At 55.0% G+C, this 22,530-nt stretch carries 24 protein-coding genes and 2 pseudogenes; 14 read left to right on the forward strand and 12 right to left on the reverse strand.

The genetic code is table 11. The features are described 5' to 3' along the window. Positions 1-48 precede the first annotated feature (48 nt). The 3 genes from ACYQ0R_RS08545 (at position 49) to ACYQ0R_RS08555 (ending at position 1,701) form a co-directional block, all read left to right on the forward strand. Positions 49-624 carry a DUF7342 family protein gene (locus tag ACYQ0R_RS08545; RefSeq protein ID WP_459822471.1) on the forward strand — a complete coding sequence of 192 codons (576 nt, stop codon included), beginning with the start codon at positions 49-51 and terminating at the stop codon, positions 622-624. After that, positions 621-1,070, forward strand: a complete 450-nt coding sequence (locus ACYQ0R_RS08550) for a toxin-antitoxin system TumE family protein (protein WP_459822473.1) — start codon at positions 621-623, stop codon at positions 1,068-1,070. Before ACYQ0R_RS08545 ends, ACYQ0R_RS08550 begins: the two co-directional genes overlap by 4 nt. A 190-nt stretch (positions 1,071-1,260) precedes the next feature. Then, positions 1,261-1,701 carry an HNH endonuclease gene (locus tag ACYQ0R_RS08555; RefSeq protein WP_459825716.1) on the forward strand — a complete coding sequence of 147 codons (441 nt, stop codon included), beginning with the start codon at positions 1,261-1,263 and terminating at the stop codon, positions 1,699-1,701. 114 nt (positions 1,702-1,815) lie between these two features. Here ACYQ0R_RS08555 and ACYQ0R_RS08560 read toward each other — a convergent pair whose 3' ends face one another. Next, entirely contained in the window at positions 1,816-2,346 is a 531-nt protein-coding gene (locus tag ACYQ0R_RS08560; RefSeq protein ID WP_459822475.1) for a hypothetical protein, read from the reverse strand. Between the two features lie 234 nt (positions 2,347-2,580). Here ACYQ0R_RS08560 and ACYQ0R_RS08565 point away from each other — a divergent pair, with 234 nt between their 5' ends. Continuing rightward, a complete protein-coding gene (locus ACYQ0R_RS08565) occupies positions 2,581-2,982 on the forward strand; it encodes a hypothetical protein (RefSeq protein ID WP_459822477.1) in 402 nt (133 codons plus the stop codon). A 76-nt stretch (positions 2,983-3,058) separates the two neighbouring features. Next, a complete protein-coding gene (locus ACYQ0R_RS08570; RefSeq protein ID WP_459822479.1) occupies positions 3,059-3,442 on the forward strand; it encodes a DUF8076 family protein in 384 nt (127 codons plus the stop codon). Positions 3,443-3,446: 4 nt separating this feature from the next. Here the strand turns inward: ACYQ0R_RS08570 and ACYQ0R_RS08575 are convergent, their stop codons facing one another. The 7 genes and pseudogenes from ACYQ0R_RS08575 to ACYQ0R_RS08605 all read right to left on the reverse strand — a co-directional run. Further along, a complete protein-coding gene (locus ACYQ0R_RS08575; RefSeq protein WP_459822480.1) occupies positions 3,447-5,207 on the reverse strand; it encodes a 5-methylcytosine restriction system specificity protein McrC in 1,761 nt (586 codons plus the stop codon). Then, a complete protein-coding gene (locus ACYQ0R_RS08580) occupies positions 5,207-6,439 on the reverse strand; it encodes an AAA family ATPase (protein ID WP_459822481.1) in 1,233 nt (410 codons plus the stop codon). The genes ACYQ0R_RS08575 and ACYQ0R_RS08580 overlap by 1 nt, the downstream gene beginning before the upstream one ends. Before the next feature lie 958 nt (positions 6,440-7,397). Further along, positions 7,398-8,942 carry a transposase gene (locus ACYQ0R_RS08585; RefSeq protein WP_459822483.1) on the reverse strand — a complete coding sequence of 515 codons (1,545 nt, stop codon included), beginning with the start codon at positions 8,940-8,942 and terminating at the stop codon, positions 7,398-7,400. Positions 8,943-9,162: 220 nt separating this feature from the next. Then, entirely contained in the window at positions 9,163-10,308 is a 1,146-nt protein-coding gene (locus tag ACYQ0R_RS08590) for an ISH3 family transposase (protein ID WP_459820755.1), read from the reverse strand. Between the two features lie 301 nt (positions 10,309-10,609). Then, complete coding sequence (locus tag ACYQ0R_RS08595) at positions 10,610-10,978, reverse strand: hypothetical protein (RefSeq protein ID WP_459822485.1); 369 nt, start codon at positions 10,976-10,978, stop codon at positions 10,610-10,612. A 319-nt stretch (positions 10,979-11,297) separates the two neighbouring features. Continuing rightward, positions 11,298-11,456, reverse strand: a complete 159-nt coding sequence (locus ACYQ0R_RS08600) for a CFI-box-CTERM domain-containing protein (RefSeq protein ID WP_459825718.1) — start codon at positions 11,454-11,456, stop codon at positions 11,298-11,300. Positions 11,457-12,133: 677 nt separating this feature from the next. Then, positions 12,134-12,577 (reverse strand): annotated as a pseudogene (locus tag ACYQ0R_RS08605) (ISH3 family transposase); the annotation flags it as partial. A 45-nt stretch (positions 12,578-12,622) separates the two neighbouring features. Here ACYQ0R_RS08605 and ACYQ0R_RS08610 point away from each other — a divergent pair. Next, positions 12,623-13,735 (forward strand): IS630 family transposase, encoded by a 1,113-nt coding sequence (locus tag ACYQ0R_RS08610; protein ID WP_459822340.1) that lies wholly within the window; start codon positions 12,623-12,625, stop codon positions 13,733-13,735. A 6-nt stretch (positions 13,736-13,741) separates the two neighbouring features. Here the strand turns inward: ACYQ0R_RS08610 and ACYQ0R_RS08615 are convergent. The 4 genes and pseudogenes from ACYQ0R_RS08615 to ACYQ0R_RS08630 all read right to left on the reverse strand — a co-directional run. Beyond that, positions 13,742-14,443: pseudogene (locus ACYQ0R_RS08615) on the reverse strand (ISH3 family transposase); the annotation flags it as partial. After that, positions 14,440-15,477 carry a restriction endonuclease gene (locus tag ACYQ0R_RS08620; protein ID WP_459822487.1) on the reverse strand — a complete coding sequence of 346 codons (1,038 nt, stop codon included), beginning with the start codon at positions 15,475-15,477 and terminating at the stop codon, positions 14,440-14,442. The gene ACYQ0R_RS08620 and the pseudogene ACYQ0R_RS08615, both read right to left, overlap by 4 nt. Positions 15,478-15,597: 120 nt before the next feature. After that, positions 15,598-17,052 carry an IS66 family transposase gene (gene tnpC, locus ACYQ0R_RS08625; RefSeq protein WP_459820641.1) on the reverse strand — a complete coding sequence of 485 codons (1,455 nt, stop codon included), beginning with the start codon at positions 17,050-17,052 and terminating at the stop codon, positions 15,598-15,600. Positions 17,053-17,296: 244 nt separating this feature from the next. Beyond that, positions 17,297-17,770 carry a hypothetical protein gene (locus ACYQ0R_RS08630; protein ID WP_459822488.1) on the reverse strand — a complete coding sequence of 158 codons (474 nt, stop codon included), beginning with the start codon at positions 17,768-17,770 and terminating at the stop codon, positions 17,297-17,299. 83 nt (positions 17,771-17,853) lie between these two features. Between ACYQ0R_RS08630 and ACYQ0R_RS08635 the strand changes: the two genes are divergently transcribed. The 8 genes from ACYQ0R_RS08635 (at position 17,854) to ACYQ0R_RS08670 (ending at position 22,470) form a co-directional block, all read left to right on the forward strand. Next, complete coding sequence (locus tag ACYQ0R_RS08635; RefSeq protein ID WP_459822490.1) at positions 17,854-18,135, forward strand: hypothetical protein; 282 nt, start codon at positions 17,854-17,856, stop codon at positions 18,133-18,135. A gap of 261 nt (positions 18,136-18,396) precedes the next feature. Continuing rightward, positions 18,397-18,870: a helix-turn-helix domain-containing protein gene (locus ACYQ0R_RS08640; protein ID WP_459821791.1), complete on the forward strand. Its 474-nt coding sequence runs from the start codon at positions 18,397-18,399 to the stop codon at positions 18,868-18,870. A gap of 1 nt (position 18,871) precedes the next feature. After that, the gene (locus tag ACYQ0R_RS08645) at positions 18,872-19,525 is read left to right on the forward strand and encodes an IS630 family transposase (RefSeq protein WP_459825720.1); all 654 of its coding nucleotides are present in this window, start codon (positions 18,872-18,874) and stop codon (positions 19,523-19,525) included. 283 nt (positions 19,526-19,808) lie between these two features. Next, positions 19,809-20,261 carry a hypothetical protein gene (locus ACYQ0R_RS08650; RefSeq protein ID WP_459822492.1) on the forward strand — a complete coding sequence of 151 codons (453 nt, stop codon included), beginning with the start codon at positions 19,809-19,811 and terminating at the stop codon, positions 20,259-20,261. 269 nt (positions 20,262-20,530) lie between these two features. After that, on the forward strand, positions 20,531-20,833 hold the full coding sequence (locus tag ACYQ0R_RS08655; protein ID WP_459822493.1) for a helix-turn-helix transcriptional regulator: 303 nt from the start codon (positions 20,531-20,533) through the stop codon (positions 20,831-20,833). Then, positions 20,830-21,210 carry a DUF7344 domain-containing protein gene (locus tag ACYQ0R_RS08660; protein WP_459822495.1) on the forward strand — a complete coding sequence of 127 codons (381 nt, stop codon included), beginning with the start codon at positions 20,830-20,832 and terminating at the stop codon, positions 21,208-21,210. The genes ACYQ0R_RS08655 and ACYQ0R_RS08660 overlap by 4 nt, the downstream gene beginning before the upstream one ends. Further along, positions 21,207-21,701 (forward strand): hypothetical protein, encoded by a 495-nt coding sequence (locus tag ACYQ0R_RS08665; RefSeq protein ID WP_459822497.1) that lies wholly within the window; start codon positions 21,207-21,209, stop codon positions 21,699-21,701. Before ACYQ0R_RS08660 ends, ACYQ0R_RS08665 begins: the two co-directional genes overlap by 4 nt. After that, positions 21,691-22,470 (forward strand): HNH endonuclease, encoded by a 780-nt coding sequence (locus ACYQ0R_RS08670; RefSeq protein ID WP_459822499.1) that lies wholly within the window; start codon positions 21,691-21,693, stop codon positions 22,468-22,470. The genes ACYQ0R_RS08665 and ACYQ0R_RS08670 overlap by 11 nt, the downstream gene beginning before the upstream one ends. The last annotated feature ends 60 nt before the right edge of the window (positions 22,471-22,530 follow it).

Consider the following 22,530-nt stretch of genomic DNA (forward strand, 5'->3'; position numbering starts at 1 on the left):
TAATACGTCCCAAAAAGACTTATTCCGTTTCAGATCGAGAGATCGGGTATGGAAGAACCGAGCCACGAAATCAAGCAGGACTCCGAGAAAGCTGACAGTCCACCCGATTTTGATGCGCTCACGCCGCCCGAGGAAACCGTTCGCGGCGACAGGACGCGTGACGACTTCTTCGACGCCATCCTCGGGCTGGACGAGCCGGCCACCGCGAGCGAGGTCGCCGACCTCGCGGGGCGTGGGGTGGACGCCGCCCGCGAGTATCTGGAGTGGTTCGAGCGGCTCGGGATCGTGACGCGGGTGACCGAGACGCCGGCGACGTACCGCCGGAACCAGGAGTACCTGAACTGGCGGCGCGTCCAGCAGCTCCGGGACGAATACTCGTCCGACGAGCTCATCACGTTCCTGGAAACCGAGACGGAGCGTGAAGAGACCTACAGTGAGCGGTTCGATGCCGAGTCCCCCGAGGCGGTATCGATCACGGCACACGCGTCCGAAACGGGACGATCGGTACAGGACGTGTGGGAAGACGTCTCCGCCTGGAAAACGGCGCGCCGCCGTATCACGCTCCTTGAGCGTGCGCTCACGACAGGAGGCAGCGACGCCGCGAGCGAGCGGACTGCGGTATGACGGAGGGCGACGACGAGGCCGGCTCTTCTGACAGCATCAGTGGTGCGCCCGTTGACTTCGATCGCCTCGAAGTCATCCGGGACCGACTGGCGACGGACGACCGATTCGCGCGGATCGACGAACGACCCGCGTTCGCGCCGGACCGAGTGGTGTGCGTCTACGAGCGACGGTTCTACCTCGTCACCGTCGAATCGGCTCACCTTGAGATCGTGTGGTACGAGAACGGCGACTTCTCGCTGCACTACCACGAGGAACACAAGGAGGGAACGTTCGATCACCGGTGGGACCGCCATCCGTCCGACCACAACGAACGGGATCACGTTCATCCGGGGCCGGACGCCCCGACACCTGGAGACAACACTGACCATCCCGCGGACTGGCGGGACGTTCTCTCGACGGCCCTCGCTGAGATCGAGGAGCGACAGCGGGCCTTCTGGACGGAGTAAGGCTGTTTCAGTATGCTCTGTTGCCACGAGTAGCGCAGCAAGGGCCGGAGCCTTCTGAACGAAGGACGTTCCGGAGGAATTGCTCTCGATAGCCTTTGTCACCAGTGGAGATAGTCCCACGAACTTCCTCGTAATCGGATACCACCGACACAAGGACAAATCCAAAACACCCCCGACGGTAGCAGAATGTATGTCTGATAGATCCCACCAAGATCGAAAACAACGGTTCGAGCAGATCGCGCTCTCGGTCCGAAACAGGGACGCGGGTCGGTGTCGCCGTTGTGAGGCGACTGAGGGTGGCGTACGGCTGAGCGTCCATCACCTCATTCCGGATTCGCGTGTGCCTGACGAGTACGATGCACACCTCCCCGTGAACCTGGTCTCGTTGTGTCGGTCGTGCCACTCCGAACTTGAGTCCCGGTCTCTGGACTACCAACTTCGCGTGCTTGATATCGTGGAGCGAGAAGAACTGATGCTTTCCGAGACGGAGCGGAACGCGTTGAATGCGCGGCTGAACGAAGTTGGTCCGGATGAACTCACAGTGAAAGGTATCTCGAAGGTTGAGTCTCTAGAATTCGTCGAACAGGATTTCACCGACGAGGATTCACAGAGAGGACTCTCCGAGTTCTGAACGAGACGCGACAGTTTTTGGGTTCAATGTGGTGGAGCGTCTCTGCTGAAACCCTATTGATCAAATATATTCTCGTACAAAACAGGCGGTCACCGAAGTGACCATGATTGACAATTACTCGGAGATGGTCGTGAGTTCGATCCGGGCGCTGTACTCGTGATCACCGGGTGCGACGTCACGCACCGCTCCGAACAACTCCCAGATGATGTCTCTTTGTGAGGGCCACTGGCTTGTTTCGACGCGATCGATTAGTTCTGCGTAATCGTGCTCCCACCCGACGAGTGGTTCTTCAACATCGGTAGAGACGATGCCGCTGCTGTCCGCCTTAATCAGGATCCGGTCGCCGTGAAGATCCGCGGCAAATCGACAGACTACTTCAACGCCCATTTGCGAGTAGTCCCTGGCGATGCGTTTGGCCTCTTGGTCCATCACGTCGATTTTGAGCGCCTCTTCGATAGAGTCGCGGAGTTTATTCACAGGAAGGAAGACCGGCTCAATTGTGTAATCGTTGCCCGTGATGGTTTCACGTACGAATCGACTATCTTTCGTTCCGTGCGTCAACACGTCCGCTTTGATGATGAGATTCCGGTCGCGGTCAAGGTAGTACTGACCGTAACGTTGTAACTCGTCAAGATCGATTATCATTTCCGTTCCGTTGTGTTTAATCGTTGTTTCTAATGTCATTGTTCGTTGTATGGCTCTCGCTGGTTCTGCGCTGAGTCGAACCGCTGGCAGCCTCCGGACAGAGCAGACGCTAACCGACCGTTACGCCTATTCACGGCTGCTCGGCATGGGGCTGCCATCCCCGTGGAGGACTGAAACATATACTGAAAACCAGGGATTGCTTATAAACCCTCGCCCTGAGAGTTACGAGACTAGATGGTCGAACAATTATCGGCGAATCTGATGGAAGCGTTCATCTATGGTCTCATAGGGGCTTCAATCAGTGGTCTGATTTTCGAGAGTGGTGACCGGTACACAAAGACAGCGTGGTCCGGAGATCAGTTTGCGGGGAAGATCGAAGCGCTCCCGTTCTTCCTTGCCACGTTCTTTCTCGGGCTATTTATCAAGTATGCTGAAGGCCTAATTGGAGCTGAAGTCTCAGCCTTTACTCAGAGCTTCATCGCCGGGCAGCGAATTGGTCTCATCCTGATCGCCGGCATGATCGCGTTCAATGCCTCGATCGACAATTTTCGATACGCAGATCCGAAATCACTGATGGTGATGGGAGTGGGAGGATTGCTGTTCTTCCGGCCAGACCTGATCTATATCGTGGTGTGAGCCATCTCACCCGGACTTGCCGGATAACCGGGAGACAGCATCCCGTTTTTTATCCTGTGAAACTGTGAATCAACCAATGGCTGGCCCTGGACGCATCCCCGGACGCTACAATCTCGTCATCGAAGACGCGTACGATACCTTCGATCACCGGATGCCGATCGAGGAGTTCATCGAGCGGCTTCGAAACGACGATGTCCCCGCGGAAGTCTCCGTAGTCGGACTTGAAGAGGCGCTCTCGAACGACGATCTTCGTGCCGAACTCACGGACGCGATGGATAGACGCGCGAACGACCTGGAGTACCAAAATCCGACGGTTCAGTTCGTCGTCGAAGGATCGTTCCATCGGCAGGGGAAAACCTACGACCTCCGATACGACGACGAACTTCACTCCTTACAGGACGTGTTCGGTCCACAGTTCGAACGCAAAGAGGATGGTGACTGGCTCGTCACACCCTTTTGAGACCCTACAGAAGCTTCAACGGCCCTTCTTTCTCGACTTCCCCAGTATCTCGTTTGAGGAAGTACAGGTCGATCCAGTCCCGGCCACCTTCTTCGTAGAATACGGGAAGGCAGGTCCACGTGTACTCGTTGCGCCTTCCACACCGAGTCTCGATCTGGTCACGCGTCCAGTCTCCGTCCTGCTCCAGATGGTATCGGTTCCGCACGTTGTACGAGTACTCGTCCGCAGCCGCTTTCACAACCTTGAGCGAGAAGTCCTGAGGGTTCTGGAAGGCGAACGGTCCGTTCACGTCTGCGGCTTCACTCAGGTCGCTCTCATCCACACCATCTAGACAGAGTTCGTTCTCCGCGATGGCGCGGAAGGGCTCAAGCTCGGGATGAATCTCTTCGAGAACACTATGGAGATACTCGTGGACGACCTCGTCGTACTTCTCCAGCGAGAAGTCTCCTGTCGGGGAAACGATCTCCAATTCTGCGCCCGTCTGTGTCACGCGTCGGCATCGCGGTTCGAGCAACGGACACAGGAATGCGAGTCTGTCGGCGTGAAGGAGGTAGGCGTAACTGAACAGCCGGGACCGTGACGGTGACTCCTTGACCGGGTCGTGTCCCTCCGCGTAGTACTTGGAGTCAAGGACAGCGATCGTCTCCTCACCCTCTTGGAGGGCGTGATCGGGCTCGTGATAGATCTGGTTCTCTCCCTCGAACGGGTTGACCGACGGCGATCTGGCGGGAGTGACGTTGGCGACCGAGTCGAAGTGGTCGTACGATTTGATGTACGAGAGTTCGCGCTCGATCACTACCTGGGAGTACTGCTCGAACAGTGACTCCATGTTCAGTACGTAGTCCACGACCAGCTCTCGGGGGCCATCCTTGAGCTGCTGGCCGAGCGACGACGACAATACTGCCTTTGCGACGTCGAACGCCTTCCGGTAGTACTGGCGTTGTTTCGGAAGGTCGCCGAGGGTGATGCGTCGATATTCGTCGATACGACCCAGCCCGCTGTCAACGCCCATACCGTCCAGTCGTTCGACTTCACGGTGGACTTCCGAGAAGATGCGATCGTACCCGGGATGCTCGTACTCCGACGCGTTCTGTCGGAACAGTCGAAGCAGCGTCTTCCCCGCGTAGTGGAGCAGCGAGTTCGCGGCGTTGTTGTACTCCGTCTCGTTCCGGATCCAGTTCGGTTCGATGGTTCCCCGAGCGTGGTTCAGGAGGGTCTGTTCGACGTCGATCTCTCCACGCCCTTCCAGACTGTTGGTCCGGCGGAGGATCAGGTCCCGAATGTACCCGTTGCGCTGGATCGTCTCCAGTCCTTCCAGGTAGTTGATCGCCATCACGACGAGCACGTCGTCGAGTTCGATATCGTCTGAGAGAAAGTCCTGAAGCGGGATTCCGTGGTAGTCGATCGACCGGTTCTGGTCGTACACCGCAAGGAGCATGTCGAAGATCGGTCCCCAGTCAATCTTCGGGGATATCGTCACCTTCGACGACGGTGTGAGACTGACCGCTCCGACGATATCGGTCGCGGAGACGTGGATGACGTCGCCGTCGTCGCCCTCTACGGTCACCGTGATGACATCGTACTGCTGATCGGAATCGAGAGCATCCTGGTGCTTCGTGAACACACCGGGACTTTCCTGCGTGAAGGACGCGCGACGAAGTTGGTCAGTGATGGACGACGGACAGCCCTCTATCCGGATTTCCCCACGCTCTGGGACGTCGAACGTGTCCCGCCCGTACTGATAGACTTCGTCGATACTGCTCATTACTCGTAGGAACCCATCTGGCGTCGTTCCTGTTCGAGCTCGCGCTCGGCGAGCTCGGCCGCCGGGGAGAGGTCGAACTCCTCGAACTCGTCGTTCAGCGCCCGGTAGTGTTCCGCGATGCGCTCCACTTGCGGGAACGCCGCGGAGTTCAACAGCCGGGGAACGATGTAGGTCCGGAAGGCTTGCCCGACGGAGTCGGTCTGATCGTACTCGTACTCTCCACCCTCTCGGCAGGCGACGCCGACGAAGACGGCGACGTCGCGGTAGTGCATCGGACCGAACCGCATGATCGCGCCCTGTGCCGTGGACTCGTTGCCGTGGTTGATTCCCTCGTAATCCCGCTCGAAGAGACGGAGCAGTTCCGCGTCGTCGATGTCCGTCTGTCCGGTGACGTGTGTGTCGAGCCAATCTCTGAACAGCTGCCGCCGTTTGTCCTCCTCGTACTCGTCCAGCTCGATCATGGCGAACCGGCGCGTAATCGCGTTGTCGAGTTCGTTCACCGTCCGGTCCGACATATTCATCGTACAGATGATGTTCACTCGCTCATCGAGTTCGATGGTCTCCCCTTCGTCGGTCTCGAAGATCGTCTGGTGTGGGTTCTCGATTGCGGTGTAGAGCGGCCCGAAAATCTTCGAGATGTCGGCCCGAGTGATCTCGTCCAGGATGACGCCGTACTCGACATCGAACCGACGAGCACGCTGAACCCCCTCCGAGACACAGCCGAGCTTTGTCCGATAACTGAGCGACTCTCCCGTGTAGTCCGGACTGATTCCACCGATGATGTCCGAAGGAGTCCACGAGGGCGTCGCGGTGTGGAGAGAGTATCCGATACCCGTCTTCTGGGCCAACTGCTTCGCAAAGGTCGTCTTCCCGGTCCCCGTCGGTCCGTAGAGTACCACGGGTTTCCCCGCTTCGAGCGCGACCTTAGCGTTCCGCATGACGTCTTCGGGGACGAGAATATCCTCGGGAGTCTCGTCTCCACGGAGGCTCACGAGACGCTTCAGCCGATCCGAAGCGAGACGCGACTCCAGAACTGCCTGCCGTACCTCGCCGAGCCCGCGTTTCCCGTCGTGTGCCCTGTCCAGTTCCTGATCCTCGATGAGATACTGGAGAACGTCCTCAGTCGCGGCGTTTCGGATCGCCTCCACGACTTCGTTTTCAACACGTCGAAGGATGTCGATCTCCTCTTTGGCATCCTCCAAAGTGTACGCGTCGTCCGACGAATTACTCATTTTTGGATAGGTGTCGTCGAGGGTATATAAAATCCGTCTCCCTCTATTACATCCGAGCGAGCCGATCCATTATACGAGAGAGAAGCATCAATTGTATTGAAACCACAACCGGGACACTCGCTAATTCCTGGATGTAGATCCTAGCATCCGTAGTACCCGGGGGATCCCGGCCCCCACCAGCAGGCACGAATGGTACGAGGTCTGTGGCCACCGCCCAGATCGAGGCAGAAAGCATGATCCGATCAATCAACATAGTAGATTTGTACTAAGCATGAGACAAGATACCAACTGGGAACATACAATCGACGAACAGTACGTTATTCCCCCATGTCACCGAAATATCACGGAGGATGACGTACACCGCTGGCTGGAACAGATTGCAGTATTTACGACCGAACTTCGAGTACAGCACGCTTCGCTGTCTGACGAATTAGCAGAGGGTGATGGTACCGTTGGAACGCACACGCGTATGGAGTGGATGGATCACATATTCCCGAGACTCGGACTCACAGTCGATTCCGATCGACACTCCAGTAATTTCGTGGAGGAGGCACGATACGCGTTAATGAATGCGCACCAGCGGCATGGGATCAACGAACTTGACATGGACTACAACCGACCGCTAGGAATACTCATGGCTGCGGCTGACTCCCGTCCAGCTGAGTACGACTAACTCAAACGAGCCCCACACACCGTATTCATCCCTGAGGGCAGTATCTCGTATTCTACCGATCTCGTCTCATTAGGATCAGTAGTTGAAAACACGGGGCAAAACCGGAACCGATACTGACCCATTCGGTGCAGATTATCGACGAAGACGCGACTGGCGACGACGACTCTCCTGAGAAGTGTTTTTTCTGACAGGATGGCAGAGAATCGGCGACGGAACGCGAGAACGAGCGGCTACTGACGAGTGCTGCGGCTCACCGTTTCGCTACCACGAGAAGGTGCTCAGGCGTCAGCCGAACTCCACGTCCGGGAACTCCAAGTCCAGACTCAGGCCACTGAGAACGCGCCGGTCAAGTTCGTCCAGGTACGTCGCCTGCTTCACCACGATCTCGTCATCGTCCCGGTCGGGACTCTGGTCGGCGACCGCCGTGTTCAGCATCACCCACGCGTTGTACAGTAGGTTCTCCATCATCCAGAGGAACCGCCGGTAGCCGAGGTCGCGCGACCGCGTCTTGGCAGCGAACGTCCCCTTCTTGTCACGGAACGCCGTCTCCACGCCCCACCGGTCACGGTAGAGCCGACTGATTCCCCACGCCGAGCCTTCCGGGTCGTGGCCGATGGGGTTCTCGTCCGGGTCGATCCCGACGCGGTCAACGGTTTTGCTCGTGATGATGCAGAAGTAGTCGATCTCTTCTTCGTCCTGGTGGGACTCTTCAGCGACCTGCTTTAGCGTCAGCTGCTGGTCATCGAGGCCGTCATCTTCGTCGTCGCCGAAATCATCGAGCGTAGTGTCCGGTTCGTCCTCTTTGCCGTCCTTCTTCTTGTGGTCGGGAACGCTCTTGAAGTCCTTCTCCAGCCCCACGAGCGTCGTGTTGTGCGTCTTCCGACGCCCGCTGCTCATCAGCGTCCAGTTGCTGTCCCAATCAGCGCGTCCTTCGAAGTCTGCGACCGTGTCGTTCACGGTATCGGTCGCGCCCTTCCGAATCGCGTAGTCACAGCCGACCTGGCAGATGTACCGGCATATCTTCGTGTCCACGAACTCGGCGTCGGCCATCACCGTATCAATGTTCACGAGCTCCCGAGCGCGGTCAAGGATGTACCGAACACCCTGGAACTGGTCATTCTGTGGTGTGTAGGACAGTGAGGCGATGATGAACGCCCGTCCGTTGATCTTGATAGTGCCCTGAAGTTCCTTCCAGGCGTAGCCAGTTTCGAGGTGCGTCTGCTTGTGGACGCCGACCGGCGCGTCGCTCTTCGTCGAAGAGTGCTTGCTGTAGTTGTGCGTGGTGTAGTCGATCCGGAGGTTGAACGTGTCGTCTTCGTCGATAACGCCTTGTTTTCCATCCCGAAGCCACTCTATCTGGCGCTCGATTGCTTCCTCAGTGCGGAGGTGCCACGTCGCTGTCTCGCCGTCCGGGTTGTGTGGGTCGATAGTCCACGACTTTTCGAGGGCATCACGAATATCGCCGCGCACGAGGTTCGGATCTATGAGTTCGTGAGGTGGTACCCACCGCGCTCCGTAGGCGTCGCCGTCATCGTCGTAGTCGCCGTCGATCTTCGTCCGTTCAACGTTCCGAACCATCCGGCGGAACGTCTGTTGCGTGAAGACGTTCCACTCCTCGGAGCTGTCCTCGTGCTCTTCGATCAACCCGTAGTCCTTCCCCATCCGCTTGATTCCCTGCTCGGCGTACTCGTTGCGCCGGCACATATGCGCCGCCGCGTCGGTGAAGAGGTGACTCTCCCACTCGCTAGAGTCATCACGGTCGTACGAGCAGACATCGCGGATGATGTCTGCCTGAATCGTGTAGGCGTCGTCCTTGATTTCTTGCTCCATCTCGCCAATAAGGTCCAGTCGATCACATCAGAAGGCCCACGACTCCGTCCAGTAGCCGCTAAATCGTTGTCCTCGGCCCCTCGATAGTCTTCGGAAGGATGGAGCGGCTGAATTCTGGCGTTGCTCGGCTGTCGAGGCGTTAGTCAGTCGCTGTCGGCGGCAGATCGCCGCCGACGCGACAGCGTCGCCACTCACGACCGCTGTCCGGATTGGTGGACAGCTACCGGAAGAACCGGTCGTCGAGTGGTTGATTCGCTGGGACAGCCCTGCGGACACCTAGAGCTGTCCAAGCGGCCCGCAGTACCATTTCACAGAACTCCGTGAACGACCAGTCCCAGAGGCGTCGCCCCCCTCGGCGGGGCGACGCCACGTACTTCCAGTGGAGATACCGCCAACTGTTCTGGAACAGCAGGCTCACCACAAACATCACCAGCCGCAGGCCAGCGTCTTGAGAACTGGTGAACGCGAGGCTCTGTTTGGCTAACCGATAGCTCGATTCGATGCCGAAACGCTTGCTGTAGTGTTCTCGGGCATCGCGTGGCGTGTCGATGAACGGCGCGTCAGCGGCGTAGCCGTGACGCGCCACTCCGTGTTCATCGTACCGCCCCTGCTGGTACACACAATCGATGAACACGGGAAACGTTACCTTGCCAGCGAGATCGTGTTCGATCTCGCGGCTCCAACCTCTGCTGAGTTCGTCTTGAATCGTCTCGCCCCACTTGACGATCGGCATAACGTAGGCGTAGTTGTGCGCGTACAGCAGCCCGAGACAGGTGCTGTTGTAGAAGCCGCGATCAAGGTAGACGGCCTTGACGCCGAGGTCAAGGCCGTCGAGCAGTTCGAGAAACTCAGCGAGGACATCGCTGGTGGTATCGCCAGCGACCAGCTGGCGAACCGCCAGCGTGTAGCGCTTGTTACGTACCCGCGCGTACAGTGTCGCATAGGCGTGAAACGCAGTTGTTCCTCGTTTCGCTTGCGAGAAGTACAGCGCCTCCGTCTCGTCCTCGTCACCGTAGTAGGGATCAAGGTGGAGGTCTACGCAGACCTCCACCGGTCGATCCGGGAGTGTCTCGAGGGCATCTCGTTGTAGGAGCGTGTCTCCAACCGCCTCAACCGAGTCAAGCTCAAACTGCTCAGTGAGATGTCCCCGGACGGTGTTGGCGTGTGGCGAGTCGTCGGTCGTTTCGCAGACGTGGTTGATCGAGGTCCCGCCGGCGCTGGCGCCGGCGAGGACCTCGTACAACGTCTCTGTCGTGACCTCGATGTCCTCACCGAGATCTATCGCAAGCTCTTCGTCAAGGCTGTTGACGACAAAATTAAGCAGGTGCTCTTCCTCTATCTCGCTGTCTGCTTCGGTAGGTTTCACACTTTTGCCAAGCAGACACTTTCACTCAAATCCGATGTGATCGACTGAGGTCGCGCTCACCGCCGCCGTCTTGGCGGAAGTCCTCAATCAGGTTTTTACGGATGTTCTCGGCAGTTGTAACACCGTTTTCCTCACACTTGACCGCAAGCTTCGCAGCCATGTATCGGACGTGATCCCGGAATGCTGGACGGACGCGGTCCCACCAATGTTTCCGAAGCGTGCGCTCGGTTGGCGTGTTCTCCGGGTCAAACTTTAATTTCTCTGCAAAGTCGGGGTCTGTGAGCCGGTCTTCGAGTTGTTCTCAACTGACGACGGAATACCCGTCAGAGGGTGCAACCAGACGATAGACCCACGTGTTTGCCATCGCGCGGATGGGGTACGGGGATTTCGAGTAAAGGTCATCCTCGCTTGGAACGACATCAAGGAAGGTGTGGTGGAGTACGTCCCCCACGGCATCGTAGCGGTCGGCCTGGAGCTGGCGCACTTCCTCAATAGCGCTCTCTAGCTCCTCCAAATTCTCGTGTGTGCCGCCCCAATCGTCATCGGTGATCGGCTGCCGGACGGTCCGATCAGGAACGTACTCGGCAGGAGCGTACCGATCAGAAGGCGACTCATCCCGGCTCATGTCGCTGCCAACGCCGCGTGCATCCGACCCGGGGTCAGAATGCATACGCGATATAACGTTCTCCTGATTTAAAAATCTGCTTTGCGTGGTATTGTAACAGATCAATCAAGATAGCTGGAACGGCAACGTGAACAGACCTCTAGTTTCCACGCAAAATGATTGATTGGTGCGTGCTTTGATCTTTCAATATCGGCTTTTGACAATGTGAATGGCCCTTCGTTTGCGTCTCCCGGATTCCCACAGAGTGCTTCTCCGTTCTCAAAGATATGAACTACTACGCGTGGACTCTTTGGGAAGATGGATGTGCCACCGTGCGTCTTTTTTCGGTTCCCTTTGAATTTGGCAGTCATTTGATAACTGAGGTTTATTGGATTTTCCTCACGAACCAGAGTGATGGATCTATCACGATACGACGAGTAGTCTTTTTACGACTTTCACTCTCAGAGATCCACTCTGCAATAGGTGGACTAAATCGGTAATAGGCGTCCACAAACAGCTCTCCAAGTGTATTCGATAAAAGGATATGTCACGGAATGCTCGAAGCTCATCGATCTCCTTTGCGTGAGGTGTCCCAAACGCTGCAGTCGCAATGAAACAGCCCTCGTCAGAGGCAAAATAAGAAGTCGTCACCTTTGGGTGATGCTCTCTATCGATATGGTCGCCGTTCATCCATTCTTTCGGTGTTCCCGATTGCCCATGGAGAGGACCACCAAGTGCGGTCCAGATCTGAACTAGGTCTTCTGAGTCTCTGGCCCATTCTGTGGAGTCTTTTATTCGTCGCCATTTTGTTTCACAATTCGAACATTTATGTCTAGTTCCAGTATTAACATTTGTCGTTTTCCAGATTGAATTTTGAGAAGAACATACAGGGCACTCCTGACCAAACAAATTTGATATTTCTACATCTTGGTTTGGATTGGGAATGTCACCAAATGGGTGAGCAAGCGATTGAGATATCGAGTGTGAACTAGACTTAGGATCAAGTGACCCATTATCAGTCGATCACATCAGAAGGCCCACGACTCCGTCCAGTAGCCGCTAAATCGTTGTCCTCGGCCCCTCGATAGTCTTCGGAAGGATGGAGCGGCTGAATTCTGGCGTTGCTCGGCTGTCGAGGCGTTAGTCAGTCGCTGTCGGCGGCAGATCGCCGCCGACGCGACAGCGTCGCCACTCACGACCGCTGTCCGGATTGGTGGACAGCTACCGGAAGAACCGGTCGTCGAGTGGTTGATTCGCTGGGACAGCCCTGCGGACACCTAGAGCTGTCCAAGCGGCCCGCAGTACCATTTCACAGAACTCCGTGAACGACCAGTCCCAGAGGCGTCGCCCCCCTCGGCGGGGCGACGCCACGTACTTCCAGTGGAGATACCGCCAACTGTTCTGGAACAGCAGGCTCACCACAAACATCACCAGCCGCAGGCCAGCGTCTTGAGAACTGGTGAACGCGAGGCTCTGTTTGGCTAACCGATAGCTCGATTCGATGCCGAAACGCTTGCTGTAGTGTTCTCGGGCATCGCGTGGCGTGTCGATGAACGGCGCGTCAGCGGCGTAGCCGTGACGCGCCACTCCGTGTTCATCGTACCGCCCCTGCTGGTACACACAATCGATGAACACGGGAAACGTTACCTTGCCAGCGAGATCGTGTAGTGATTCGGCAAAGTTATTGAGGAGAAGAATCTCTTTCGTGTAGTGACTGGACGAGAGAAGAAAATCGTGCGGCACCTGAGTGAAGAGGATCTGGATCGGCTCCTCGGTGAGGCGGACGATCAGAAGGAATTCGAACGCCTCGTCTTTCTCAAACGGCTGTACAAAGGTGCCACGCTGAAGGAAGCCGCTGATGACGTCGGGAGATCTGAGGGCACCGCCACGAACTGGGTCACTCGCTGGAACGAAGGAGGCCTCGGTAAACTTACTCCGAACTTCGGGGGCGGTCGGCCCCCGAAGCTCGACGAAGACCAACAAGACGAACTCATTGACCTCCTGCGTGAAGGTCAACCGTGGAAAAAACAGGAGATCCAGCACCTTCTCGACGATGAGTTCGATGTCGAATATCACCCACACTACCTTCCGGAATTTCTAGACAATCTCGGCCTTTCCTACGCCATTCCTCGGACAAAACGGCCTGATCGACCCGATAACGCCGAAGAAATCCTCGACGAACGCGTTGAGTACGCGTTCGACGAGGATGCTCATGACCAACCACACAACAAGCGCGAGAGTGACGATGATGACGATGAAGAGGAGTGGAGCTCCGATGAAGATATCTGCACTGATGGCGGGACTGTGGTGGGGTTTTTCGATATCTCGCATCCACAACCCTGGGACAATTCTCAGCGACTGTACACGGTCGATGATCCACATATCACCCGGCCGCTGGTGAAAATCGATACACCAGCGGCCGGGTTCTATGCGCTCAACGGAGAGAGCGTGCTGTCGTTCCCACCGAACCAGAAGAAAGAACAGATCTGCGGCTGTTTCGAGGAGATCCGCGAGCAGAATCCCGGCAAGCGGATTCTGCTCGTCTTGGACAACTTCTCCTCACACGTCTGTAAGTACACGCGCAAGCGTGCTCACGAACTTGGGATTGATCTGGTGTTCTTGCCGGTTGGCTCCCCGGATCTCAACCCAATCGAACCTGTCTGGAAGAGTCTCAAGTGGGAGTCTTCGCCGCTGATCGTCAACGGCGAAGACGAGTACCGGAAACGCCTTGACCACCTGTTCGATCAACTGACCGAGAAACTGAGTTTCGCTGCATCGTGGATCGACAACCACCTCAGTGGATTCCTCAATAAGATTCGCTAACTACTATTCGATCTCGCGGCTCCAACCTCTGCTGAGTTCGTCTTGAATCGTCTCGCCCCACTTGACGATCGGCATAACGTAGGCGTAGTTGTGCGCGTACAGCAGCCCGAGACAGGTGCTGTTGTAGAAGCCGCGATCAAGGTAGACGGCCTTGACGCCGAGGTCAAGGCCGTCGAGCAGTTCGAGAAACTCAGCGAGGACATCGCTGGTGGTATCGCCAGCGACCAGCTGGCGAACCGCCAGCGTGTAGCGCTTGTTACGTACCCGCGCGTACAGTGTCGCATAGGCGTGAAACGCAGTTGTTCCTCGTTTCGCTTGCGAGAAGTACAGCGCCTCCGTCTCGTCCTCGTCACCGTAGTAGGGATCAAGGTGGAGGTCTACGCAGACCTCCACCGGTCGATCCGGGAGTGTCTCGAGGGCATCTCGTTGTAGGAGCGTGTCTCCAACCGCCTCAACCGAGTCAAGCTCAAACTGCTCAGTGAGATGTCCCCGGACGGTGTTGGCGTGTGGCGAGTCGTCGGTCGTTTCGCAGACGTGGTTGATTGAGGTCCCGCCGGCGCTGGCGCCGGCGAGGACCTCGTACAACGTCTCTGTCGTGACCTCGATGTCCTCACCGAGATCTATCGCAAGCTCTTCGTCAAGGCTGTTGACGACAAAATTAAGCAGGTGCTCTTCCTCTATCTCGCTGTCTGCTTCGGTAGGTTTCACACTTTTGCCAAGCAGACACTTTCACTCAAATCCGATGTGATCGACTGATTATTATTGGACTTCTCTTGATTAAGTACTGAGTTGAGTTCTACGTTGTGTTCCTGTATTTCAGTTACTAACTCATTTCCATTCAGTGTTTCAATTTTCAAATCTTCAGCCAGTTCTCGACCTTCCTTCGTAAACTCACCGGACGTAACTACTACAACAGAGTTGGCTTCCGGCTCTTGTTGATATAATGTAGCATAGAATCGGACGTCTTCACTCCCCAATTTATTATTTATATTGTATCGTTTGACTTGAATAACTTCCTTGTATCCTGTTTTTTCAGCTTCTACATCAATTCCTTTGTCTCCGCTCTTCGATCTGACAGTCGTGTCGTACCCCTTTGCTTCCCAGACATCAGCAACTAATTGCTCAAAATTGTACGGGTCGATTGACTCAAGATCCTCTCTCGAAATATTTTGACTGGACAATTGATTACTTTGGTCCAAATTGCTCCCACCTTTTGTGGAACTGTTACTGTCCTCAATTAGCCTACGGAGAGCAGTCTTAGCGTTCTCTTTGGTCTCTTGATCTTCATCTTCAAGAAGTGACTCTAAAGATACAGTGGCAACGCGAACATCTTCTGGATATTCTTCGGCCACATGGGCAAGGGCTAATGAGGCTCGGCGTTTGCTCCAGATATCTCGCTTTGTTAATAGAGGTTCCAAGTCACTAACAACATCTCGTACATCCTCTGGATACTCCGCAGCGAGATTAGCAAATACAAGTGCAGCATGTCCCCGCACATTATCATCTGGACTATTCAGGAATGGTCGTAAGTCTTCGACTACGTCCCGAACATCTTCTGGGTACTCTGCTGCCATGGTACCGAGGGCTACCGCAGCATGAGCCCGGACTCGATTATCAGAATCAGCAAGAAGTGGTTTCAAATCATCGGTAGCGTTTCGGACATCCTGTGGATATTCTTCACCCACAGCACTCAATGAATATGCACCGTGATATCTCACTTCTGCAGACTCATCATCGAGCATGCTTACAAAATCTCCAATAAATCCCCGAGCTTCCTCTCTGTCGAATGTAGCTATCGTTGCAAGAACAGATGTAGTTGGATAGCAAGACAAAGATACACCGCACAGTGATGCCTCTCGTCCTTACCGAAGTTCTCTCCCACCCAGAATTGACTGGAGCTGTTCAGGTGGATCAAGTCCTCGTCGTTTCCACGTCGCCAACATCGTTGTTATTGTCTCGTGAATCTGGACCCCTTCTGCCGAACGCAGGGTCCGAAACATCTTCCGAAGGACTACTTGCTCGCGCAGAGCCCGCTCTGCGCGATTATTCGTTGAATCAACACCCCGTTCGGTCACGAACGTCAGCCAGTGACCCAAGCCATTGCTGATCTTCTTGATCAGCTGCTGAACCTCTTGGGCCTCGTAACCTTCCCTCACCAGGCCCTCCAGGTGTAAGGATGCTTCCGCCCGCTTCTGCTCGCGGGCGGAAGCGGACGGATCTCCTTCGACGAACGTCGTTAGATCGTCGTGGAGTGCGTGCAACTCTTCAGACAGCCGCTCTGCTTCCTCGTACCGTTCAGCGACGTACTCAGCCTCCCGCAACAGGTGCGCCCAGCACCGCTGCAGTTTCGTGTGATAACTCGAATACGCCGACCAGCCGTCACAACTGAGCGTCGAGTCCTCGGCGAATTCCTCGCCGAGGACGTCTTCTAAGACTCCACTTCCTCGGCTTTCATCAACCCAAAACAGCACTTCGTCATCAGTGACGAACGTCCACGCCCAGTGTTGTTCTCCATCGACCGGAAAGCCTGTTTCATCGCAGTAGACGACCTCACTCTCCCGAATCTTCTCTTTGACATCCTCGTAAGCGGGTCGCAGACCGGCTGCGACCCGCTTAGTCAAGTTGTAGATCGTCCGGTGAGAGATCGGAAGGTCGAAGTCCCAGTCAAACAGCTCGGCCTGTTTCCGGTTCGGCAGTCGTTGATGGAACCGACCGAGAGCGGTTTGGGCCATGATATTTGGCCCAAACCGCCCCTTTTCGGGACAGTCAGGATGCTCAGCAACAACCTCGTTACCACAAGAACAGTGGTGTTTGCCGAGCTTGTACTCGGTAACAGTGGTTGGAACAGGAAGCGGTACGTCAATAATAGTCCGTGAAACGTAGCTATCAGGGCTAGAGAGGATTTGCTCACAGTCTGGACAGAATCCCTGATCAACGAGGATCGTCTCTTCTGGTTCAGGTGCTGTTCGAGTTGTTCCCTCGTGACCTTCGCTGCGTCCAGGCGATGAGTCGCTGGCGGCGTCAGAGTCGCCGCCAGCGTCGTCTTCATCAGGTTCTTGGTCTTCGTCCTCGGTTTGGTCGTCATCGCCTGGTGAATTAGCCGCACCACCCTGTCTACTGGGTGGTGTGTTTGGATTTTCGTACTGCTTGAGGCGAGCCTCAAGCTGTTCGATCTTCTGTTGTTGTGCAGTAATCTGGCGTCGCAGCAGCCGGTTCTCAAGCTTCTTGACTACGAGCTGCTGGCGGAGTAGCGAACTGTCGTCGGTGCGGATCACGGAATCTGTCGATTCCGTTGATCCGCGACTCCCCAGCGACACAGTAATTCAGCAGTAGTGAACGATCTATGAGACTGCTACGAAATCGTCTCGACATGGAACTGCTATCCAACTACGAACAGATGAGGCATCTTCGCGGACCGATACAGACGAACTTTTGAATAGTTTTTGTGTTTCAGCAATTGGAACTTCAGATGGTTCTTTAGGCGCTATCTCGCGGAGTTCTTTTGCGCGCTCTTTGTCTGCCCCTTCATTTTCTGTCATAGTTTATCCTGAACCTCAGCTACTAATTCTTGTCACCGTACTGTTCTATCATATGTGGCCAGATTTCATTCAACATATCCTGGGGGCTGGGACCACTTCGCTGTAAATATGTGATAGCCCACTCTTTTCCGTCTTCGCTTTCTCCATATTTGTGTTCCATCTCGCCGTCATCAAGGATGTTCAAATCTTGAAGCGGCTGGAAGTTACCGTCGCTATTGAACTTACCCGAGGCTGCATTTTCGGGCATCTGCATCAATTCCCCTTGATGCAGTAGTTCCCCCCTGTAGTACAAGTCGTTAGCCTCAGAGAAAACACCGTCTTTGTACCCTATTTTCCAATCTACTCGCCGATCACCGCGTTCCACGGTCTTCATAGCTAAAATACTGCCCTCTCCTTCATAATCGACATCTGTTTTTATTTTTGTATTGATATCCCCATCTGCACTAGCGGCCCCGTTCAGGCCACTTCTATTATCGTTGTCGTAATTTTCACGCATCGTACTAATTTCGAGACAACAAGGCTATATAAGACCTTTTGCACTATAGCTCAAAAGGAATTATACATGAGTGGCCTGGATAGTTGGCTATCGAAGAAACATCCGCGGTTGAAAAATCAGTTGAAGATCTCCGCGAGAATGATATTGCAAACTTCATCATGGAAGCAACGTACGGGTCTGTTTCAAAAGAGCCACGAACACTTGAAGGAAGTTTCCCGGGCTCAAAGACCCGTGCTTTAGGTCACGCACCAGAGGTCGTCAAAATAGCCTCGGAGAACGATCTTGACGCAGAGAGGGAATATATCGGAAAAATGAATGAGTATGACCTCCACCGAATAGACATCCATATTAAAAACCCTGAGTAATATGCTGGTCTAAACGTGTCACACAAGATTATCTCTGACGAATGTGATTTTGATTGAGTTGAAAAGTGACAATTATATAGGTTGAAGATCGCGGAGCTGATAGAAAACGTTTCTGAGTTGGAGATTGGGAACGCAAAATAATGCCGTAATGAGATACGAGTGAAAAGAACGAACTTCCGGATTTGACCCGCTTTCAATTACTAAGTGTAGCTTCAGACTTAGACTGTCTAGTTTAAGCTCTCTGGGAGCGTATCTACAGGAATGAGCCGGAAACAGCACGTTGTTGATCTCTCTGATGAGGAGCGAAGGACGCTCGAGTGGTTCATTTCGACCGGTGAGCACAAAGCTGAGGACATTACGCGGGCACGGATTCTCCTGAAAGCAGACGAAGGGCTCACAGATTCGAAGATCTGTGAGCACCTCGATTGCTCAATCGCTACTCCATATCGGGCACGGAAGAACTACTGTGAGCGAGGGCTCGCGGCGATTCATCGCCGCAAGCCCGACCGCGAGTATGAAATCAAACTCGATGGCGATGCTGAAGCGCGACTGATCAAACTCGCCTGCAGCGAGCCACCAGAGGGACACTCCCGCTGGACGCTCCATCTCCTCGCTGATGAACTCGTGATGCTCGACGAGATCGACTTCGAGTCGATCTCTCACGAAACCGTCCGAGACCGTCTAAAAAAACGCCCTGAAACCGCATCTCTCCAGCTACTGGGAAATACCGCCTGAACTGGACGCTGAGTTCGTCTACTACATGGAAGACGTGCTTGCTCTTTACCACGAACCGTACAACGAAACTCGTCCAGTCATCTGTTTTGACGAGTCAAGCAAGGCACTTCGTGGCCATGAACGCGATCCGCTCCCGGCCGAACCGGGAGCGGTCGCTCGTGTCGATCATCGCTACGAACGTAACGGGAAACAGCGGCTACACATCACTACTGAACCGTTGACCGGCTGGGTGGCTGTCGAAGTGACAGACCGACGGCGAACGACCGAATGGATCGACCGGATGGTTGAGCTGGCAGATGTTCACTACCCGGATGCTGATCGCATCCGGGTTGTGATGGATCAGCTCAATACGCACAAACCGGCTGCCTTCTACGAGTTCTTCCCACCGGAGCAAGCGAAAGCGTATCTTGATCGATTCGAGTTCCACTACACGCCGAAGCGAGGAAGTTGGCTGAACATGGCCGAAATCAAGATTGGTGTGCTCAAACGGCAGTGTCTTGACTGGCGTATCTATGACGCAGCGACGCTCCGAGCGGAGGTCGCTGCGTGGGAAGAGCGACACAATGCGTTTGATCGACCTATCGACTGGCAATTTACCACCGGTGACGCTCGTATCAAGCTACGGCAGCTGTATCCAGTTGAGCCGAGGAACTAGTCAGAACACATCTGAACCTACACTAAGGATTAGAAGTGCTAGGCCTTGTTTAGACGCGGTGTGGATCGGACAAACCAGTCGCTATCTGAAAACAAAAATCGAACGGAGAGGATTTCACAGGCTGATCCTGTTCAGCCGACACAGACTCCAGCCACTGTTATTGAGGGCGTCCAAACAAGGCCCTCAGATTGTATGGGTCATAAAGGCCGGCAAGATTGTCGTACTCAGAGCTGATTAGGTATAAATACTTAACATTTAATAACTCGTGAAATTCATCTTCAGTGTGAATAGACGACAAGCTCTAATTGCTACAGCAGGGTCGGTTCTGGCCGCAGGGTGTCTTGGAGATGAAGGTGGACAGGAGGAACAAGTGGAAGAGGAGGAAGAGGAGGAAGTAGAGGAGGTGGAAGAACAACCAACCCAATGGGGAATTGAATCGTGCGAAACAGGCGAGTTCACTGCACAAATATTCGGACTCACCGAGCAAACCCGTGTTGGTGGCAATGCTCTCTCAATTGGGATACGAAACAATCTTGCAGAATCAATTGAAGTATCAGAAGTTACTATAGAAACAACTGGTGCTGCTGGCGGCGGTTCTTGGTTTATTGATGATGAGTATGCATTCTATGATGCTGGTGAAAGTGGTTCAATAATTATTGAAAGATCTATTGATCCGGATGATGTGACTAATCTTAATATCAGGTTTGTTCACGCAGACGATACTATCTGTTATTAGTTTTGAACGGTTCTACGAGTCTGTGTGTAGGACGTGAAATGCTTTTTTATACACTATCCTTCATTATTCTCCCACAGACGTCCCGATATTCGTTTAACAGACTTGGCGAGTTATTTGGGAAGCAGCTATCGGGGACAATCCACACTGCGTCTAAACAGGACCGAAGTGCTGCTTAGCTAATATACAAATAGTTTTTATAATGAATCCACTACCCACAAGTGGCTGAAAACGCCCCCGGTGCTTGGACACCGGGAACATCGCTGCCAAGGATGACAGCAAACGACACTAATCGTGTCGAGAGTGATAACTCTGACTCTCGGGCTTCCGAGAGGGCGGAAATCGTCTCCGAACACGATACACGACCCGGCCGAATCGTCAAAGAAACACGCGCCGTTGGCGGCACGACGACGCGTAGAGATCTCGTTGCGAGAACCGACCTCTCCGCAGAGAAGCTGGATGCCTGCCTTCAGAAGCTACTGGATGGAGGCTACGTCGAACTGATCGGTGACCCTGAGCACGAACTGATCGTGCTCACACACCGTGGCGAACGTCTCGCTGGAGGCCAGCGATGACGGGACCCGACAAAGATCGCGGCATCCCGATCGACCCGGACGACGCGTTCAGGGTGATGTCCAATAGCCGTCGTCGCCAGGTGGTCTTGTCGCTGGCACAGTCGGACAAGCCGCTCACTGCCTCCGAGTTGGCCCGTGAGATTGCCGCGATCGAGAACCTCGTCGATCCGAGCGAAGTGACAGGAGAGCAGCGAACAACCGTCTACGTCGCCCTGATTCAGTCTCACCTTGAGAAGCTGGACGACGTTGGTGTGATAGATTACGACGAGAGAGGAAAGCGAGTCAAGGCGACCCGCGCAACGCAGCCGATTGCCAGCCACATCCGAGAGATCACCCGCGCATGTTACGAACCGGAGGGATCGGAATGCCCCGCGTGAGTGAAGACGATCTGACTGATGAGATGGTGATTCGGAAACTGACGTATCAGTTCGACCGGACGCTCCAGCTGTTGGAGTGTCTCATCGTGGATAACGGTGAAACCGAACCGTTCGTCAGCGTAGTGAGTTCATACTCACAGCAGAACGTGGATTTTGCCGCGGAACAGGCACTTACCGGCTGGTCGTTGCCGAAGGATACGACCTGTAGCGAGTGTGGTCAGACTCTCGTCCCCTACAAGCCAGTCACAGTCGTGGCCCGGAGACCCCTAGAGTTACTCACGTGGTTCCTCGACGCCTGTGTCTGCGACGAGTGTGACGCGACGCTCGACCCCCAACCGGACAGTATGGATGTTGTCGCGTCCGCGTGGATCACCGAATGGGACGATCCCGAGGATATGCGACCGATGATGCTGAGCGAGGTTACTGTTGAAGAATCGAGCGGGACCCGCTCCCGCGGTGACGTGGATGTTGGGGTGACCGATGGACCGTAACGAGGGGTACAGTACGTTCCCTGCAAGCGTTCGGAAACAGATTCTGGAGCGAGACGGGTACCAGTGTCAGGTCTGTGGCCGTCTGGGTCCGGAACGGGGTGGTAGCATCGACCTGGAGGCACACCACATGCAAGAGAATCCGGAGTTCGTAGATCGAGATCACCCGGATAACGGGACCACAATGTGCATCCCGTGTCACCACTTGGTCACGCATCGACTGACAGCGGATGATCTCCCGTTCGACCTCGATGGAGTCGCTGCTGAAGTCAACCTGCTGTACAAGGACATCGAGATCCTCACGTACCTGTACGAACACGGTCCAGCAACGACGAGCGAGATCCGTGAGGTGACGAGCGGGTCATCTCGGACGTCGATCATCGAGCGATTGTGGACGTTGATGTCCGTCGATAGGGAGACGGACGCATTGGACGAGCCACTGATCGACAAAGACCTAGACACCGAAGAGTGGGGATATCCCGATGACATCGGCCGGACCGTTCGCGGTCGAATTCCCAACGGCGAAGAGGAGCTGATGAACCGTCTGCGCGACGAACTGCTTCGACAATTGCTCGATGCCGGGGTGTCCCGATCCACTGTCGGGCTGTTCTTCGGTCGATCGCGGAGAGCGACCTTCTACATCAGCAAGCGAGCAGGGGCGCTCCGAGTCCCCTTCGACGATGAGAGTCATCCCGACGCACTGATGCAGCCGGAAGAGTTCGACGTCGTCGTCGATCAGCTGGCTGATCTTTTCGAGGAGGTCGCCGAATGATGACCGATAACGGTTCAGGCAGGGACGCTGTAGCAACGGGAACGACGAGTCGTCGTCGAA

It is taken from the genome of Halorubrum luteum (genome assembly GCF_054652935.1).